The organism is Lysobacter changpingensis (assembly GCF_017308985.1).
GTDB classification, from domain to species: Bacteria; Pseudomonadota; Gammaproteobacteria; order Xanthomonadales; family Xanthomonadaceae; genus Lysobacter_J; species Lysobacter_J changpingensis.
On record NZ_JADWPE010000003.1, the window covers coordinates 464,525 to 481,363 of the forward strand.

The 16,839-nt window shown below is 67.9% G+C and carries 14 protein-coding genes; 7 read left to right on the forward strand and 7 right to left on the reverse strand.

The window, feature by feature from the left end; translation table 11 throughout:
- Nucleotides 1-835: 835 nt before the first annotated feature.
- On the forward strand, nt 836-1,231 hold the full coding sequence (locus tag I4U41_RS18645; RefSeq protein WP_425492571.1) for a VRR-NUC domain-containing protein: 396 nt from the start codon (nt 836-838) through the stop codon (nt 1,229-1,231).
- Entirely contained in the window at nt 1,228-2,475 is a 1,248-nt protein-coding gene (locus tag I4U41_RS08975) for a type VI immunity family protein (protein WP_206860802.1), read from the forward strand. Before I4U41_RS18645 ends, I4U41_RS08975 begins: the two co-directional genes overlap by 4 nt.
- Before the next feature lie 41 nt (nt 2,476-2,516).
- On the opposite strand, the gene I4U41_RS18650 is transcribed toward I4U41_RS08975, so the two are convergent.
- Entirely contained in the window at nt 2,517-4,241 is a 1,725-nt protein-coding gene (locus tag I4U41_RS18650; protein ID WP_206860803.1) for a contractile injection system protein, VgrG/Pvc8 family, read from the reverse strand.
- 750 nt (nt 4,242-4,991) lie between these two features.
- On the opposite strand from I4U41_RS18650, the gene I4U41_RS08985 reads away from it, so the two are divergent.
- From I4U41_RS08985 to I4U41_RS08995, 3 genes are all read left to right on the forward strand, one after another.
- Nucleotides 4,992-6,761, forward strand: a complete 1,770-nt coding sequence (locus I4U41_RS08985) for a M14 family metallopeptidase (protein ID WP_206860804.1) — start codon at nt 4,992-4,994, stop codon at nt 6,759-6,761.
- Between the two features lie 53 nt (nt 6,762-6,814).
- A complete protein-coding gene (locus I4U41_RS08990) occupies nt 6,815-7,858 on the forward strand; it encodes a YbaY family lipoprotein (protein ID WP_206860805.1) in 1,044 nt (347 codons plus the stop codon).
- Between the two features lie 116 nt (nt 7,859-7,974).
- Nucleotides 7,975-8,355, forward strand: a complete 381-nt coding sequence (locus tag I4U41_RS08995) for a SpoIIAA family protein (protein ID WP_206860806.1) — start codon at nt 7,975-7,977, stop codon at nt 8,353-8,355.
- An 83-nt stretch (nt 8,356-8,438) separates the two neighbouring features.
- On the opposite strand, the gene I4U41_RS09000 is transcribed toward I4U41_RS08995, so the two are convergent.
- The 3 genes from I4U41_RS09000 to I4U41_RS09010 are packed head-to-tail and all read right to left on the reverse strand — an operon-like array spanning nt 8,439 to nt 10,198.
- Nucleotides 8,439-9,047, reverse strand: coding sequence for a YdeI/OmpD-associated family protein (locus tag I4U41_RS09000; protein ID WP_206860807.1), 609 nt, complete (start codon nt 9,045-9,047; stop codon nt 8,439-8,441).
- A 42-nt stretch (nt 9,048-9,089) separates the two neighbouring features.
- The gene (gene thpR, locus I4U41_RS09005) at nt 9,090-9,662 is read right to left on the reverse strand and encodes an RNA 2',3'-cyclic phosphodiesterase (RefSeq protein ID WP_206860808.1); all 573 of its coding nucleotides are present in this window, start codon (nt 9,660-9,662) and stop codon (nt 9,090-9,092) included.
- A 2-nt stretch (nt 9,663-9,664) separates the two neighbouring features.
- Entirely contained in the window at nt 9,665-10,198 is a 534-nt protein-coding gene (locus I4U41_RS09010) for an SRPBCC family protein (RefSeq protein ID WP_206860809.1), read from the reverse strand.
- Between the two features lie 118 nt (nt 10,199-10,316).
- Between I4U41_RS09010 and I4U41_RS09015 the strand changes: the two genes are divergently transcribed.
- On the forward strand, nt 10,317-12,413 hold the full coding sequence (locus I4U41_RS09015) for a virginiamycin B lyase family protein (RefSeq protein WP_206860810.1): 2,097 nt from the start codon (nt 10,317-10,319) through the stop codon (nt 12,411-12,413).
- Between the two features lie 3 nt (nt 12,414-12,416).
- Here I4U41_RS09015 and I4U41_RS09020 read toward each other — a convergent pair whose 3' ends face one another.
- Together I4U41_RS09020 and I4U41_RS09025 are read right to left on the reverse strand one after the other, a co-directional pair.
- On the reverse strand, nt 12,417-13,049 hold the full coding sequence (locus I4U41_RS09020) for an alpha-ketoglutarate-dependent dioxygenase AlkB family protein (RefSeq protein WP_206860811.1): 633 nt from the start codon (nt 13,047-13,049) through the stop codon (nt 12,417-12,419).
- A gap of 191 nt (nt 13,050-13,240) precedes the next feature.
- Entirely contained in the window at nt 13,241-15,127 is a 1,887-nt protein-coding gene (locus I4U41_RS09025) for an ATP-binding cassette domain-containing protein (protein WP_206860812.1), read from the reverse strand.
- Nucleotides 15,128-15,282: 155 nt separating this feature from the next.
- Between I4U41_RS09025 and I4U41_RS09030 the strand changes: the two genes are divergently transcribed.
- Nucleotides 15,283-16,191 carry an oxygenase MpaB family protein gene (locus I4U41_RS09030; RefSeq protein ID WP_206860813.1) on the forward strand — a complete coding sequence of 303 codons (909 nt, stop codon included), beginning with the start codon at nt 15,283-15,285 and terminating at the stop codon, nt 16,189-16,191.
- Nucleotide 16,192: 1 nt separating this feature from the next.
- On the opposite strand, the gene I4U41_RS09035 is transcribed toward I4U41_RS09030, so the two are convergent.
- On the reverse strand, nt 16,193-16,804 hold the full coding sequence (locus I4U41_RS09035; RefSeq protein WP_206860814.1) for a hypothetical protein: 612 nt from the start codon (nt 16,802-16,804) through the stop codon (nt 16,193-16,195).
- Between the last annotated feature and the right edge of the window lie 35 nt (nt 16,805-16,839).

The following is a 16,839-nucleotide window of genomic DNA, read 5'->3' on the forward strand; positions in this document are numbered from 1 at the left end:
CGGATCTGATCCAGCGCTCTGCGCAGCGCCGACGTGCCGCTTCCGTCCTGTTTTGCCCAGCGGGCGCAGCACGCGCGCACCGTGTACCAGAGTGGGAATGCATCAGGCAGTCCCACGAAGGAACATTGGGTCACCGTCGGCAAGGACCTGGTCGAGGACGTCGGCAACGTCCGTATCGAAAGAACCGCGTCGGATCGCAACGTGACAACGGGTGGACATTACACCCATCGCATCGAAGGGCGGCATGACACCGAAGCGGGTGAGCGAATCACCCAGCGCACACGCATGTACGAGCTGTACGTTGCCGAGCGCCTGGAGATACATGGGCCGGGAGGGTCGATCACCCTGGACGACGCCGGCGTGACCATCGAGGGCTTCGCAATTCAGATGAAGGGGCCGGTGGAGTACGACCCCGCCGGGAGCGGGAACGCACTGACGATCCACGGATTCGTCAATGCTCCGATCGAAGAGCCCAAAGGTCCCTTCAGTGGACGCTATCTGATGATCAAGGACGACGACCGCTCCTTCGTGGGCTACGGCTACAGGGTGGTCGAAGACGACCGCCTGCTGGCCGAAGGGAAGACGGACGAGGAGGGCGGAACGGCCTGGATCGACACCCCGAAGTCGCAGCGCGTGCAGGCCTACAAGACCGTCATGCGCGAGGACCAGTGCATCACCGAGGACTGGGAATCTCGGCTGGGCTGGGTCGATCAGGCCGGCCCCATCGATGCCACGCCGCGTACGCAGGAAGATCCCGGGCGAAGTGGTGGAAACCACGATCGAGGTGGCGCTGAAGCAGACCACGGCCTCGCTAATCTTCGAGACCATCGACAACATGCTGGACTGGAAGAGCCCGCTGAAGGCCGAGCCGAATTATTACAAGGGAAACGGCAAGCCTGCGCTAGACAGCAACATCAACACAAAGCCCTACCGCGTCAGCGAGATCTTTCCGTTCTGGCCGCGACCGCGCGGCTGCATCGCACCGGATCTGGTGATCGTGGAATACCGGCAGCGGCCGTTCGCTGTGGAGAACGTGTTCGCGGCGGTGGAAATCAAGTTTCCGGGGGATTGGGTGAGGGATCAGCAAATGCGAGATTACGACGCCATCATGGGAGGAAAACACCAGAAGAAGGTTGCGCTGTTGCGCGTTCCGGAGGATTGCACCGGCACAACTCCCGACGCTACCAAGGAAGATGATTCTAGAAAGCCTGGACGAAGGAAGAGCAAATGAGCACCACGCAACGACTCATGAGCGACGAAGATATCGATGGTATGGTGGGAGGTCTGAAGAAATGGCCGAATGTCGCTCATGACAATGGCGATTTTGAGCTTGCGATAAGCCCGTTCCTGACGTTCTATTTCGATTTTGAGCCGGAGCGATATCTGGAAGCCTCACTCGCATTGATCGATGTACACGAGGACTTCGAGACGCTGGCCGGAAGGCCGTACATAATCGCAACACATCCGAGGTCGGAACGGCCTCATCCCTACGGCTCAACACGCCTTGGAGATCGCCGGGCCTGGGCCCGGAAAGCGAAGTTCGATGAGTCCTTTGTCTTCAAGGCTACCGACGAGGAGAATCATCGTAGCTCTCCAACCACGGCCGCATACTATTGGAGATCTTCCGGAATATTCTTCGAGCGCGACAAGGAACTGTATTACTCCTACGCGCAGTTCTACTATCGCTGGCAATGGTGGCTGGACAACCGTGACGCATGGCGCCGCTTCGTGCATGCGACCATCGAACGGCTGAAGCCAGAGCAGGTCTATAGCGGATTCGCCATGGCCAACCCGCTGGAGTTCGGAACGCGCTCGGAAGTGACCGTGTGGGATCGGGCGCTGGCTCCGTACTTCTACGGGCTTGACACGGATTATCCCTTCGGCATGGCCGATCGGCATGACCTGCGCAAAGGCATCCGCCCACCCACCTGGGCCTTCTTCCTTTCCGACATCTGGCGCGAAAAGCTCGACAAGAGCCGAGAGGAAGTTCACGCCGCGCTCGACCACCCGCGTATCCGCATCGATGACTTGAGTTGCGGCCAATGGATCGAACTGGGTGAACAGCCCGATCTGTATCCGGTGGAGAACGGCGTGCCGTTGCTGCCGGTGATGCTGAACGCGCTGCTCAAACCGGTCCGGCATCCGGACCTGGATCTGCTGGGCTTCGGCGAATGGGACGGCGATCCGAACGTGCGCTTCAATCGCGAAGACACCCGGCGCTGGATGGGCCGCTTCGACCGGGATAGCGACTGGCCCGACGCCGCCACCCGCGCCCGCTCTCCAACGCCAAGCGCATCGACGGGTGTACGCATCCGCTCCGGCCAGCCCTGCCCATATCCCGCTGTATGGGAGTGCCTGGACATTCCCGTCGGACCGCAGACCGTAATGCACGGCGTGCCGATGCCGCAGGTGAACGGTCGTGATGTGACGTGGCAACTGGTACGCATTGCCGGTGCTTCCGACATAAAGCCTTGAACAGGTTGTTGATCTCGAAGACATGCGGCCGTTCGGCAGCATCACGTCATAAACCGAATCGAGACCAAATGGGGCGCTTTCGTGCCGGGGGGAAGCGAGCCGAGCAGGCCGAACTGGCCTTCACCGAGAATTTCAACAACATCGCGCCGACCTTCGATGAGGCTCCGTACAGCGCCGGCAACGCGCAGGCGGTGCTGATGTCCAGCGGCAACGTCAAGCGCTTCAGGAACCCGGCCGAGATGGAACGCTGGCGAAAGGCGGAAATCGATCGCGTTCGAGCGGAAAGCTGGGAGAAACGCTACCAGCCCAAACTGGACGACCAGGCACGGACGACGTTCCTCGATCGGTGCCAGCGCGTCATGGACTCGGCCGACGCCGTGAAGGAGCTTCGCGCGTTCGATCACGCTGTGTGGTGCAGGAGCGCGCAGCTGGTGCAGGCGTGCAACGTCTACGACCGCACCGACATGCGCAACGGCATCGCGTTCGAAGGCCAGATGGGCAAGGCGCTGATCGGCATGGACAGCGCGGCGGCGGGCCGCAAGCTGCTGGACGACTGGTCGGATGAGTCCGTGCCCACGCTGGAGAACCTGTTCTGGCGCTGTGTCGCGGCGAACCAGCAGGACGCCGAGGACGAGATCGGGAAGATCCTGGCGCAGCGGGACCTCGTCACGGACATGACCGAGGACCGGACCCGTGAAATGACCAAGGCGCTTAGCGACATCTTCGACAAGGCGCACGCGCTGGTGGATGAAGTCGCGAACAGCGTGCATATCGGCGTGGCTCCGGTTCGGGTCGGCGAGAGCGCATTGCTCATCAACGTGCTCGGCAACCGACTCCTGCGTACGCGGGCTGCCGCGCTGACGGACACGCTGGCGAACCGGACTCTGGCGGCGATCCTGGCTGCGCGCCTCGGCCGTCTGGCGCAGCAGTTCCGGCTTGAAGAGCGGGGGAGCGCGCTCGGCGGGGGCGCCGCCGCGCGCATCAATCGCGCCGCGGCGCGGAGCTTCACCGACGCACTGAGGGCCGGCCTGCGCGGCCCGATGGCGGAAGTGCGCCTGGGTGCGTTGCTCACGGCGCTGGAAGCCTGGAACACGAAGATCAAGTCCGAGAAGCTGGACAAGGGCAGCCGCGAATGGTGGGAACTGGGCGCAGCAATGATGGGGCTGGGCGCGGCGGGGCTCGAACTGGGTGGCATTGCCGCCGGCTTCGCCGAGGGAAGCAGAAACGCCGCTGTGCGGCAAGCCGCTGGAGTGTTCAAGGGCGGGTTGCGGTTGGACGATGCCTTCCTCGGTGGCGAGCTGATGGAAGAACGTGGCGTCGGATTGCCGGTACTGGGTGCAGTACTCACGCAGTTCGTGATTGCCTCCATACACGCTACGCGCAACGAGGCGATGCTCCTTGAGGAGCGTCTCCAGGATTCCCGGCGCAGCGATCCGCTGGAAGATGCGGCTGTTGTGGCGCAATCCCAGGCGTGCAAGCGGGGATTCCACGACAGCGCGATAGCGGGTTCTATGGAATCCGGTCCCGCCCTGCTCGAACGCACACACAAGCCCGAACACCGCCCGGTGCACCACACCATCCCGCTCGATGGTAAAGCGCGCCTGAGTGTCCAGCAGCGCAGCGGCATCGACCGTATCGTCGAAACCGGACAAATCCAGTTCCAGGCGGAACGGCTGCGAGATGCCCTCCGACAGCTCGAAGCGAACGACATCGAAGGCGCGACCCGCGGCTTCGAACTTGAATCTCACGTCAGAACGATGCGCCATGGCTCAGTCCATTGCATGGGCTGGCCAACGTGGCGAAGTTGACATTCGGTGTCCATGAGAGTTATTCGCGAAGCCGGGGTTCACGAGTCCTCGTTCGAACCGTGCGCTCGACCGCCCTCATGGGCGGGGCTGCCGCGATCGCGACACGCACCGCCCGGACACATCGAGCAAGCACCTTCGCTCCTGCGCAAAGTTTTCACACGGAAGCCAACCGCAGTCCCATCGCATGGGGCACCCAGATGCCGGCCGTCCACGACTTGGAAACATCTCAATGAACGACACGCCCCGGGCGTGCGCTCACGGGAATCGACAGCCAGGCGGTGCGTCACCAGGCATGGATCGCCGCAAAGCCTTCCTCAGCCCCATCGCCCCTGGATCTCGGATGAAACACGTTCTTATGGCCGTGCTCGTACTGGTGTGCGCGGTCGCGTTCTCCGCGCATTTCGAAACAGACGCGGCGCAGTTCGGTGTCGAGGCGGGCGGCGAGATGTGACGCGGTGCCGGCCTTTGTAGCCCGGGTAAGCGAAGCGCACCCGGGGCCTGTCACGCGACAATCCGACGTTGTCGCCCGCACTTCCCCGCCCCAACCCTCTCCTGCATTCGCAGGGGAGGGAGTTGGAGCGCCATCGCCCTCTGACCGGCGGCATCCCTATCTGCTGACACCCACTGGCAGCAATGTGCCCATCGGCATGGCGATCGCCGCCGGCCGCTCGTTACCATGCGACGTCCTCGCATCCGGAACGCTGCTCGATGACCCGCACCCCGCTGCTCCTCGTTGCCCTGCTCACCGCCCTGCCCGCCTTCGCCGCACCGTCGGACACCACGCTGACCACCGTCTCCGAACGCAGCGGCTTCGTGAAAACCGGCCGCTACGACGAAGTGATCGCGCTGTGCGACGCCTTCGCCGCGCGTTATCCCGACGCCGTTCGCTGCCAGGACTTCGGCACCACGCCGGAAGGCCGTCCGATGAAGGTGCTGGTCGTTTCGAAGGCCGGCGCATTCACGCCCGAGGAGGCCATCGCGAAGGGCCTGCCGGTGATGCTGATCCAGGGCGGCATCCATGCCGGCGAGATCGACGGCAAGGACGCGGGCTTTCTCGCGCTGCGTCAGGCGCTCGATGGCGAGACCGCGGTCGGCGCGCTCGAAAAACAGGTGCTGCTGTTCGTGCCGGTGTTCAACGTGGACGGCCATGAGCGCTTCGCCGCATGGAATCGCCCGAACCAGCGCGGCCCGGAGGAAATGGGCTGGCGCACCACCGCGCAGAACTACAACCTCAACCGCGACTACGTGAAGGCCGACACGCCGGAAATGCAGGCGATGCTGCGCCTGGTCAACGCGTGGGACCCGCTGGCCTACGTCGACCTGCACGTCACCGACGGCGCGAAGTTCGAGCACGACGTCTCCATCCAGGTCGAGCCCGTGCACAGCGGCGACGACAACCTGCGCAAGGCCGGCACCGCGCTGCGCGACGGCGTGATCGCCTATCTCGCCGAGCAGGGTTCGCTGCCGCTGCCGTTCTATCCCTCGTTCGTGGTGAACGACGACCCGTCGTCCGGCTTCGAGGACGGCGTCGCCACGCCGCGCTTCTCGCACGGCTATTTCCAGCTGCGCAACCGTCTGGCCATGCTGGTGGAAACGCATTCCTGGCGTGATTACCCGCACCGGGTGAAGGTCACGCACGACACGATCGTGTCGCTGCTGGACCTGGTCGCGCAGCACGGCGCGCAGTGGCGCCAGGACGCGCTGGCCGCCGACGTGCGCGCGCAGCTGCTGGGCGGCAAGCCGGTGGCGCTGGACTACAAGGCCACCGACAAGGTCCGCACGATCGACTTCCGCGGCTACGAATACACGCGCACGCCGTCGGAGGTGTCCGGCGCGCTCATGACGCGCTACGACGAAACCAGGCCGCAGGTGTGGCAGTTGCCGATGCGCGACGAACTGGTGCCGGCGCACGTCGTCGCTGCGCCGAAGGCCGGCTACATCGTTCCGGCCGCGCATGCGGCATGGGTCGGCGCGAAGCTCGACCAGCACGGCGTGACGTATCGCCTCCTCGACAAACCGATGGGCAAGACCGCGGTGCAGGCGTTCCGCGCCGACAAGGCGACGCTTGCCGCGCAATCGGTCGAGGGCCACCAGCGCGCCACCCTGGAAGGCGAGTGGAACGACGAAAAACAGGACATCGGCGCCGGCGCGCTGTTCGTGCCGATCGCCCAGCCCAAGGCGCGCCTGGTGATGGCGCTGCTGGAACCGCAGGCGCCGGATGCGCTCGTCGCGTGGGGCGAATTCAACAATTATTTCGAGCGCAAGGAGTACATGGAGGACTACGTCGCCGAGGAAGTCGCGCGCGAGATGCTGAAGAATCCGAAGGTGAAGGCCGCCTTCGAGCAGCGCCTGAAGGACGACCAGGCCTTCGCCGACAGCCCGCAGCAGCGGCTGGAGTTCTTCGCGCGCCGGCATTCGTCCTGGGACGACCAGTACCGCCGCTACCCGGTGGTGCGCGTGAACCGCGCGCCGCGCTGACGCCGTCGCAACGAACGGCCCGCTAGGCTGCCGCCACTCCAGGAGGACGCGCCATGACCGTGTTCCGGAACTCCCCGTACCGCGCCGCTACGCCGGTTCTCGTGGCGCTCGCGGTGGCGGTGCTGATCGCCGCCTGCAAGCCGCAGGAGAGCGCGCCGCTGCCGCCGATGACGCAGGGCGCGCACGCCGTCACCGGCACGGCGACGTATCGGGAGCGGATCGTCCCCCCGCCCGGTTCGAGCCTGCGCGTGCAGTTGCTCGACAACCTGCTGGCCGACACGCCCAAGGCGGTCATCGCGCAGACCACGGTGAAGGACGCCGCCGCATCGCCGATCGCCTTCACCCTGCCGTTCGATCCGACGAAGCTGCGCCCCAACGGCCAATACGGCCTGCACGCCACGCTCGCCGGTCCGGACGGCGCGCCATGGTTCGTCAGCGACACGCGCGTGCCGGTGGATCCGTCGGCGAACGTGCCGGTGGAGATCGCGATGGTGCGCGTGGGCGGCGCGTCCGCGAGCGCCGACGCGCCCGAGCCGACGCACTGGCAATGCGGCGACCTGCGCGTGGGTGCGGCATTCGACAACGTCGCCCGGCGCGTGACGCTGACATACAGCGGTCGCAGCCGATCGCTGCCGCTGGCGGTGTCGGCGTCGGGCGCGCGTTATGCGGATGATGCCGGCGACGAGTTCTGGACCAAGGGCGACAGCGGGACGTTGACGCTCGACGGCGAGAAGCACGAATGCACGCGCACGAACCTCGCCTCGCCGTGGGACGAGGCACGCGCGCGTGGCGTCGCGTTCCGTGCGGTGGGCAACGAGCCGGGATGGCTGGTCGAGGTCGGCCGTGGCGAGGCGCCTTCGCTGCATGCGCAGCTGGATTTCGGCTCGCGCAAGCTCGACGTCGCGCAGGTGCAGCCGCGCGCGGACGGCACCGGCTGGACCGGCAGGACCGCGAACGGCATGCAGGTGGAACTCACCACGCAGCGCAAGCCCTGCCAGGACCCCGCCGGCGCGACGTTCGACATCACCGCGCAACTGCGCGCCGGCGGCAAGACGTATTCGGGCTGCGGCGCGTTCCTGGAACCGGAAGGCGGGTAACCGAGCGGGCCCACTCGTTCCTCGTTCCTCGTTCCCCGACACTCCTTCCTGGCCTTGACGCGTCCTGAACCCGGCACGCTGCACGCTGGCCGGCGAGCCTGCACCGTGGACGATCCATGATCGACATCCTGCCCTCGCCCTCGCACGTCGGCGCCTACCGTTTCAGCGGCACGCTGGACGGCGCGGACTACGACCGCTGCATCGCCGACATCGAAGCCCGCCTGCGCCTGCACGAACGCGTCGGACTGTATTGCGACATGACCGGTTTCACCGGCCTCACGCCCGAAGCGCTGGCGAAGGACCTGCGTTACGCGCTCGACAAGTTCGGCCAGTACCGCCGCTTCGCGCGTGGCGCGATCGTGACCGACAAGCGCTGGCTGGCCGGCATTTCCGAGTTCGCCGGCCGCTTCTTCCCGAACACGGAAATCCGCGCGTTCGAGCCGGAGGACCACGACGCGGCGCTGGCGTGGGCGTCGCAGATCGAACCGCTGGCATAGGCGGGCGTTTGTAGTCCGGGTAAGCGCAGCGCACCCGGGGAGGCGCCGAATTGCCAAGAGCATCGCAGTTCGGCATCGACGCCCTACTTCATGTACTTCCAGTTCCGCGACTTCCCCTCCGCAAGCCACTCCACCGCCTGCGCGATGCGCCGCTGCCGCGTGTCCTCGCGTTTGGCCTCGACGATCCATTCGACGTAATCGCGTCGGTATCCCGGCGCCAAGGCCTCGAACGTCGCGCGCGCCTTCGCGTTGCGGCGCAGCGCCGCGGTGAGGTCCTCCGGCACCGGCAGCTCCGCCTTCGGCGCGGGCTTCTTCTTCGGCGGCTGGATCGCCGCGTTCGCGACGCGCGCCATCGCCTGCTTCACGTAGCCGGCCAGTTCGCGCTTGCCGGGGAGATCGGCCTTCCGGGTGATGCGGCCGAACTGTCCCATCGCCTCGTCGCCCTTGTCACCCTTGTCGCTATCGACAATCGCACGGCCTTCCCAGAACCACAGCGTCATGTGCTGCTTGAACGCCGCCATGCCGCACAGGATCTTCCCGTGCCAGGTGAAACTGGGCATGCCCCACTTCAGCGTTTCCTCGACGTCCGGACACGCGGCGTGCACCACCTCGCGCACCTGCGCGAGCAGCGGCCGGGCGAAGTCGGCCGATTTGGCGATGTAGGCGTCCACACGCGGATCGGTGGTGGGCATGCGCGGCTCCGGTCGACGAAGAAGGCAAGGACGTTTCGAACGCTAATCCAGCGCCCAGCGCCCGACCACCTCGTACGGCGTGCCGCGCCCGGGATCGCTGTCGATCAGCACGAACTCGCGCACCGGCCACGCCAGCGCCGGCACCGGCGCCGGCGCGATGTGCCGGCGCACGTCGCGCTGCACGGTCAGGTGCGGGACGAAAGCCGGCGCCGGCTTCACCGGAACCCGATGCCGCAACAGCGATCGCCCCAGCGCGTCGTGCAGCGCACGCAACGCATCGGGCACGTGATGCGACCCCAGCCACCACACGTTGGCGCCGCGGAAGCTGCCGACTTCGTCCAGTGAAAGCTCGAACGCCGGCGAACGCACCGACGCGGCGGCGGCGCGCGCATCGTCCAGCAGCGACGGCGGCAGCGGCCGGAAATCGCCGAGGAACTGCATCGTCACGTGATAGCGCGCCGGTTTGAGCGAACGCCCGCCCGGCGCATGTTCGGCCACCACCGACGCCGCCGTCGCGGCGATGCGCGCGCGCAGCGCATCGTCCGGCCACAGCGCGAAGAACAGCCGGTGCATGCGTTCATCCGGGGCGTCGCCGAATCCCAGTCCCATCTGCATCGTCACTTCACCGGCTTGCGCAGGAAATCCGCGAGCCCGCGCAGCTGCTGCGCCTGGACCTTGTCCACGACCGGTGCGAGCTTCGAGAGATCGTCCGGCGTATAGCCGCCGGCGCGATAGGACATCGTGATGCGCGTGCCGCCGCCGTCGGCCGGCGCGAGGCGGAATTCCAGCGCGCCGTCCAGGCCCATGCCCTGCAACGGACCGAGACCGCCGGTCATGCGCAGCGTCCTGCCGGGATCGACGAACACCACCGCCATGTGCCGCGCCTGGCGCGCACCGGCGATCTCGCAGAAACAACCGCCGGCGCGCGCATCGATGGACAGCATCGATTCCGTGCCCCACCAGCTGTGGTCCTTCGGCCACCAGCGGTCGACGTCGTGCACCAGCGCCTTCCACGCCGCGTCTGCATCCACCTGCACGAGTTCTGCGTTCTCCACGGTGAATCCGCTCGCGATCGCATCCTTCACCGCCGCGTCCGCCGGGTGGTACATCGATGCCAGCGCCATCGCGCCCGCCAATGGAATCCAACGCATCGCACGCGCTCCTGTCCGAAACAGCCGAGATTAGGCGCGCGCGACGCCGGCCATGCAAGCGCGCACGCGATGGGCGACGCGGGCAATAATCGCGGTTCCCCCATACGAAAGGATGCGCATGTCCCGCAACGTCTGGCTGGTGCTGGTGGTGATCGCGACCGGGGCGGCGCTCGCCGCGACCTACGTTTACGAGCGCCGTCCGCCGGCCACACGCGCGGTGCTTGGTCCCGTGCCGACCGCGATCGGCTGGGCGGGCCGCATCGACCTGGTCGCCGGCGACGGCGTGGCGGGCCTGCGCGACGGCGGTGCGATGCAGGCGCGATTCGCCGACCCCTACGGCGTGGCGGTGGCGAAGGACGGCGCGGTGTTCGTGAGCGATGCGGGCGACAACAACCGCATCCGCCGGATCGCGCCGGACGGAACGGTCACCACGTTCGCGGGCTCCGTCGAAGGGTTCGCCGATGGCCTCGGCGCGGCGGCGGCGTTCGACACGCCGTCGGGCCTCGCCTTCGACCCCGAGGGCAATCTCTACGTCGCCGACACGGGCAACCACGCCATCCGCCGGATCACGCCGCGGGGCATGGTGAGCACGCTTGCCGGCGGCGGCACGCCGGGGTTCGCCGATGGGCCGGGCGCGCAGGCGCGTTTCGACGGGCCGACCGGCATCGCGGTCGGCGCCGACGGCCGCGTGTACGTCGCCGATACCTACAACGACCGCATCCGCATCATCGCCGCCGACGGCACCGTCGGCACGCTCGCCGGCGGCGAACGGCCGGGCGACGTCGATGGGCCGGGCACGCTGGCGCGTTTCGATACACCCACCGCAGTGGCGGTCGATGCGATGAACCGCGTGTACGTGGCCGACCTGCGCAACAACGCGATCCGCCGCGTCACGCCGGGCGGCGAGGTCTCCACGCTCGTCCGCGCGGTGCGCGGCGACGAACATCCGCCGGTGCATCGCCCGCTTGCCCTGGCGATCGCGCACGACGGCGTGCTCTATGTCGGCGAGATGTACCGCGGCATCGTGCAGATCGCCCGCGACGGCAGCGCGCACCAGATCACCGGACAGACGCAGGCGCAACGGTTGTCGCGCGCGGCGGGACTCGCGGTGGCGGACGACGGCACGCTGCGCGTCGCCGATGCCGGCGCGTATCGCGTGCACCGCATCCGTCCGGCCAGCGAAGCGCCGGACGCGCCGCAGATCGTCGGCCCTTCGCCGGCCAACCCGCTGCCCGCCACCGCCGGACGCTGGCCACTGCGTCCGCAGGACGGCTGGCATGAAGTGGTCGGCACGCTCGGCGAGGTGCGCGGCAATTACCAGCACGAGAACCGCGACCATCTGCACAGCGGCTTCGACATCCGCGGCGACGTCGGCCAGGAGGTGCTCGCGATCGCCGACGGCAAGGTGAGCAGCCCGCACGCGGCGTGGGGCTTCGGCGAGCTGGGCGAAGGCATGGCGATCGACACGCTCGGCTACGTCCACATGCGCGCGGGCCGCACGCCGCACGGCGAGGCGATCGATCCATCGCGTTTCATCCGGGTGGACGACGAGGACGGCAAGCCCGAACGCATCCGCGTGCGTCGCGGCACGCGCTTTGCCGCAGGCGACGTGCTGGGCACGATCAACGGCATGGCGCACGTGCACCTGAGCGTCGGTTCCAGCGGCTACGAGCGCAACGCAGTCGCGCTGGGCTTCGCGAATTACGCCGACCGTCATGCGCCGCGCATCGACCGCATCGAACTGCTCGACGCGCAGGACCAGCCTCTGACGGTGCGGCGTGACGGGCGGCTCGTGCTTTCGCGCGCGACGCCGGGCGTGCAGATCGCGGTGGACGCGTGGGACCAGGTGGACCGCAACCTGCCGCGGCGGCGGCTCGGGCTGCACGCGCTGGGCTATCAGTGGCTCGATGCGGCGGGCATGCCGCTGCCGGGCTTCGAACAGCCGCGCATGACGATCGAGTTCAACCGCATGCCGGTCGATCCGGACGCGGTGAAGGTCGCCTACGGCCCGGCGAGCGGCATCACCGTGCACGGGAGCGCGATCACCCGCTTCCAGTACCTGGTGACGAACACGGTGCGCGACGGCGTGCTGGAGTCGGGCCTGTGGCGACCGGCCGAACTGCCCGCGGGCGACTACGTGCTGCGCATCACCGCGCGCGATTACAGCGGCAACGTGGCCGGCGTCGGACGCGACCTGCCGGTGCGGCTGGAGTGAACCTCAGCGCGCGCCCTGTTTCGGCGGGCGCACGCGATACGCGAGGCTGATGCGCGGGCCGACCGGCGCCTTCGTCTTCGGAACGCCGTGTTCGTGGGTGAGCTGGCTGGCGTGGCTCATCACCAGCAGGCTGCCGGGTTCCAGGTCGATGTGCAGCGCCTTGCGCGAGGCGTTGTCGCGGATGGTCATGCGGCGCGGCGAACCGAGCGAGACCAGCGCGATCGGATGGCCTTCCTTGAGCATGTGCAGCTTGTCGCCGTGCGGGGCCACGCTGTCGTTGCCATCGCGGTAGAAGTTCAGGCCGACGGCGTTGAAGGGCTCGTTCAGGTGCCTGCGCACGCGCTGCACGCCGTCGATCAGCGGCGCGGGGATGCCGTCGTCCTCGAAGCGGTAGGAAGCGACCAGGCGCGGGACGTCGACGATGCGGTCGTACATCGGGCGGCGCTGGGCTTCCCAGGCGACGGCGGTTTTCAGCTCGGCGAACCAGGCTGAGGCGAGCTCATCCGGGAGGAAGCCGGGGAAATAGCGGATGCCGCCCTGGGCGTCTTCGACGAGCGTGCGCGGGGTGTTTGCCCGTGCCGGTGGGAACAGGTCGGAAGCGAAAAGGTCGGGGGTTGAGGCGGTGGCGCGCGGCATCGCGCGAGTGTGGGGGGTGGGCGTCTCGTGGGGTGAGACTGGGCTTGGCCCGCTCGCTTTTGAGCCTTTTCCCCAGTTGCGAGTGCGCGCGCTGATACTCCGCCGCCCCTCACCCCAACCCCTCTCCCGATGGGGAGAGGGGCTCACGGCATCGCCCTTCGTCGGAAGCGAGGCTCCGGCGTCAGCGAGTCTCAGCCTTCCAGCTCATTCCACCGCTCATACGCCGCGTCCAGTTCCGCCTGCGTCTTCGCCAGTTCGTCGGTATGCGCGGTGATGGCCGCCGCATCGCGCTGGTAGAACGCGGCCTCGTTCATCCGGGCGGTGAGGTCGGCGACACGGGATTCCAGCGTTTCGATGCGCAGCGGCAACTGCTCCAGCTCGCGCGCGTCCTTGTAGCTGAGCTTCTTCTTCGCCGGAGCGGGCGCCGGCGTCGCAACTGCAGCCGCCGGCGCGGCGGCAGCGGCGGCCTTCGCCGACGAAGCGGCCGGCACCGACTTCACCGGCCGCTGCCGCAGCCAGTCGGTGTAGCCGCCGACGTACTCGCCGACGACACCCTCGCCTTCCATCACCAGCGTGGAGGTCACCACGTTGTCGAGGAAATCGCGATCGTGGCTGACCAGCAGCAGCGTACCGGGATAGTCGCCGAGCAGTTCTTCCAGCAGCTCCAGCGTTTCGACGTCCAGATCGTTGGTCGGTTCGTCCATCACCAGCAGGTTGGACGGTTGCGCGAAGAGCTTGGCGAGCAGCAACCGGTTGCGTTCGCCGCCGGACAGGCGGGTGATCGGCGCGCGGGCGCGTTCGGGCGTGAACAGGAAATCCTGCAGGTAGCCGATGACGTGCTTGGACTTGCCGCCGACTTCGACGAACTCGCGCCCTTCGGCGACGTTCTCCAGCGCGTTCCAGTCCTCGCGCAGCGTGGCGCGGTACTGGTCGAAGTACGCGATCTGCAGGTTGCTGCCGAGTTTCACCTCGCCCGATTGCGGCTTCAGCTCACCGAGCAGCAGCTTCAGCAGCGTGGTCTTGCCGCTGCCGTTGGGGCCGATCAGGCCGATGCGGTCGCCGCGGAAGATCGTGGTCGACAGGCGATCGACCAGCACGCGGTCGCCGTAGGCGAACGTCACGTCCTTGGCTTCGACGACCTTCTTGCCGGAGGACTCGGACTGCGCGAAGTCCATCTTCACGTTGCCCTGCAACTCGCGCCGCTGCGATCGCTCCACGCGCATCTGCTTCAGGCGCGTGACGCGGCCCTCGTCGCGCGTGCGGCGGGCCTTGATGCCCTGCCGGATCCACACTTCCTCCTGCGCCAGCAGCTTGTCGAAACGCGCGTTTTCCTGCGCTTCGGCGTTCAGGCGCTCCTCGCGGCGGCGCAGGTAATTGTCCCAGTCGCCGGGCCAGCTGGTGACCTGGCCGCGGTCGATCTCGACGATGCGCGTGGCGAGCGAACGCAGGAAGCGGCGATCGTGGGTGACGAACACCAGCGCGCCCTGCCAGGCCTTCAGGAAACCTTCGAGCCAGTCGATGGCCTCGATGTCCAGGTGGTTGGTCGGCTCGTCCAGCAGCAGCACGTCGGGCGATGACACCAGCGCGCGGGCGAGCAGCACGCGGCGCTTCATGCCGCCGGACAGACGCGCGAACACGGCGTCGCCGTCCAGTTCCAGGCGCTGCAGGGTCTCGGTCACGCGCTGGTCGAGCGACCAGCCGTTGGCGTCCTCGATCTTCTGCTGCACCTTCGCCAGTGCATCGGTGTCGACGTGCTCGGCGTGGCTGAGGTGATGGAACTGCGCGAGCCAGCTGCCGAGCTCGCCCAGCCCGCCGGCGACCACGTCCCAGACATCGCCGTCGGCGCCGGGCGGCACTTCCTGCTCCAGGCGGGCGATGCGGACGCCGCCCTCGCGGCGGACCTCGCCGTCGTCGGCGTGGAGGTCGCCGGCGATGAGCTTCATCAGCGTGGATTTGCCGGCGCCGTTGCGGCCGATGAGCGCGATGCGCTCGCCGGGTTCGATGGACAGGACGACGTCGGAAAGCAGCAAGGGGCCGCCGACGCCGTAGTCGACGTTGTTCAGGGTGATCAGGGGCATGGGGGGATTCTACCGGCTCGCCCGCCTGCGCCTTAGTGCTCTCCGACCAGCCCGATGGAATTCGTCGGAATGCGGCTCGGCGCCGCGCGCCTCACGCCCCTCCCATCCTCCCGCTGCAAGCAGGGGGAGGAGCAACAGCATGGGATCATGACGCCATGCCCTCCCCCACCTCCCTCGCCGCCGCCCGCATCCGCCACTGGGTGCTCTCCGCCTTCCCGCGCGGCCAGAGCGGTATCGACTACGACCAGCCGCCCGGCGATCCCGGCCTGTTCGGCCCCGACACCGTCACCTGGCGCGTGCATTCCGACTTCCCCGGCATGCTCGCCGGGGGCCTGTGCGCGCTCATGCTCCAGACCCTGCATCCGCGCGCGCTCGCCGGCGTATGGGACCACTCGAACTTCCGCACCGACCTCGTCGGCCGGCTGCGTCGCACGACCAACTTCGTCGCGGGCACGACCTACGCATCGAAGCCGGAAGCGCGAAAGCTGATCGACCGCGTCGCCGGCATCCACGAGCAGGTGCGCGGGACCACCGCCGACGGCCGCGCGTATCGCGCCGACGATCCCGACCTGCTGACCTGGGTGCACGTCACCGAGAGTTTCGGCTTCCTTGAAGGGTTCCGCCGCTATTCGCCGCTTTCGTTGCCCGCCGGCGCCGCCGATGCCTACTACGACGAAGTGCGCCGCGTCGCCGAGGCGCTCGGCGCGCGCGACGTACCGAAGTCCGAAGCCGAAGTCGCCGCGTACTTCGCGCGCGTGCAGGGCGAACTGCGCCTGGACGAGCGTTCGCGCGAGGTGCTGGCCGTGCTCGCCCGCATCCGCCTGCCGGTGCCGGCGGCGGGGCTATCGCGCGATCTGTTCCTCGGCGCGGGCACGGCGCTGCTGCCGGACTGGGCCGCGCGCATGCTCGCGCTGGGACGCTTCGAACGCGCGCGTGCGGCCGTCGCCTCGCGCACGCTGCACGCGATCGCGCCGCTGTTCCGCGTCGCGCTCAACGACGGCGTGGCGCCGCGCGCGTGCCGGCGCGTGGGCGCCGATCCGTCGATCCTTGAACGCTGGCCCTGAGTCAGCCGCCGCCCGCAGGGCGCAACAGCACGATCTTCGATGCCGTGCGCACGCGGCCGGCGAGGTGGAACGCCATGTCGATCTCGTCGCCGGGCTTGAGCTGGTCGAGCCGCATCGGCGATCCGTCCAGCGCGAACACCTGCGTCTGCGCGTCGATCGCGATGCGGTTGCGGATGCGCGTCTCAGCCTGGTCGACCATCAGCACGTTGGTGCGCGGGACGAATTCGGCCACGGTGCCGTGCAGGTACTGGCCCCAGCCCTGTCCGCGCGTGGTGTCCGGCAGCAGGCGCACCGACGTCGCTTCGACGCGGTTGCCGGTCTTGACCGTATCGAGCATCACGCGGTCGCCCGGTTGCAGTTGCGGCCGTGTGGCGCGATCGCGCTCGGCCGTCGCCTCGTCGTAATAGAGGTTGATCGGAGCGCCCTGCCCCAGCTCGCTGCCGGTGCGCGCGTCGGGACTGAGCACGATCCGGTGCTGCGCCGGATCGTGCCGTTGCAGCGTGCCGACCGTGCGGCCCTGCACCTGCGCGATGGCCGCCGCCATGCCGAACGCGACGCACGCCAGCAGCGCGCGATGGATCCAGCCGACATTCCCGAACGTTCCGTTGCCCATGGCCGCGACTCCACGATGCCCGGCGGCATCATGCG

Bases quoted from the DNA above. Each gene is read 5' to 3' on its own strand.
- I4U41_RS08990 (WP_206860805.1), top strand. From the start codon at position 6,815: ATGACCGTGTTCCGGAACTCCCCGTACCGCGCCGCTACGCCGGTTCTC.
- I4U41_RS09035 (WP_206860814.1), bottom strand. From the start codon at position 16,804: ATGGGCAACGGAACGTTCGGGAATGTCGGCTGGATCCATCGCGCGCTG.
- I4U41_RS08995 (WP_206860806.1), top strand. From the start codon at position 7,975: ATGATCGACATCCTGCCCTCGCCCTCGCACGTCGGCGCCTACCGTTTC.
- I4U41_RS09030 (WP_206860813.1), top strand. From the start codon at position 15,283: ATGCCCTCCCCCACCTCCCTCGCCGCCGCCCGCATCCGCCACTGGGTG.
- I4U41_RS09000 (WP_206860807.1), bottom strand. From the start codon at position 9,047: ATGCCCACCACCGATCCGCGTGTGGACGCCTACATCGCCAAATCGGCC.
- I4U41_RS09010 (WP_206860809.1), bottom strand. From the start codon at position 10,198: ATGCGTTGGATTCCATTGGCGGGCGCGATGGCGCTGGCATCGATGTAC.
- I4U41_RS08975 (WP_206860802.1), top strand. From the start codon at position 1,228: ATGAGCACCACGCAACGACTCATGAGCGACGAAGATATCGATGGTATG.
- thpR (WP_206860808.1), bottom strand. From the start codon at position 9,662: ATGCAGATGGGACTGGGATTCGGCGACGCCCCGGATGAACGCATGCAC.
- I4U41_RS09020 (WP_206860811.1), bottom strand. From the start codon at position 13,049: ATGCCGCGCGCCACCGCCTCAACCCCCGACCTTTTCGCTTCCGACCTG.
- I4U41_RS18650 (WP_206860803.1), bottom strand. From the start codon at position 4,241: ATGGCGCATCGTTCTGACGTGAGATTCAAGTTCGAAGCCGCGGGTCGC.
- I4U41_RS09015 (WP_206860810.1), top strand. From the start codon at position 10,317: ATGTCCCGCAACGTCTGGCTGGTGCTGGTGGTGATCGCGACCGGGGCG.
- I4U41_RS18645 (WP_425492571.1), top strand. From the start codon at position 836: ATGCTGGACTGGAAGAGCCCGCTGAAGGCCGAGCCGAATTATTACAAG.
- I4U41_RS08985 (WP_206860804.1), top strand. From the start codon at position 4,992: ATGACCCGCACCCCGCTGCTCCTCGTTGCCCTGCTCACCGCCCTGCCC.
- I4U41_RS09025 (WP_206860812.1), bottom strand. From the start codon at position 15,127: ATGCCCCTGATCACCCTGAACAACGTCGACTACGGCGTCGGCGGCCCC.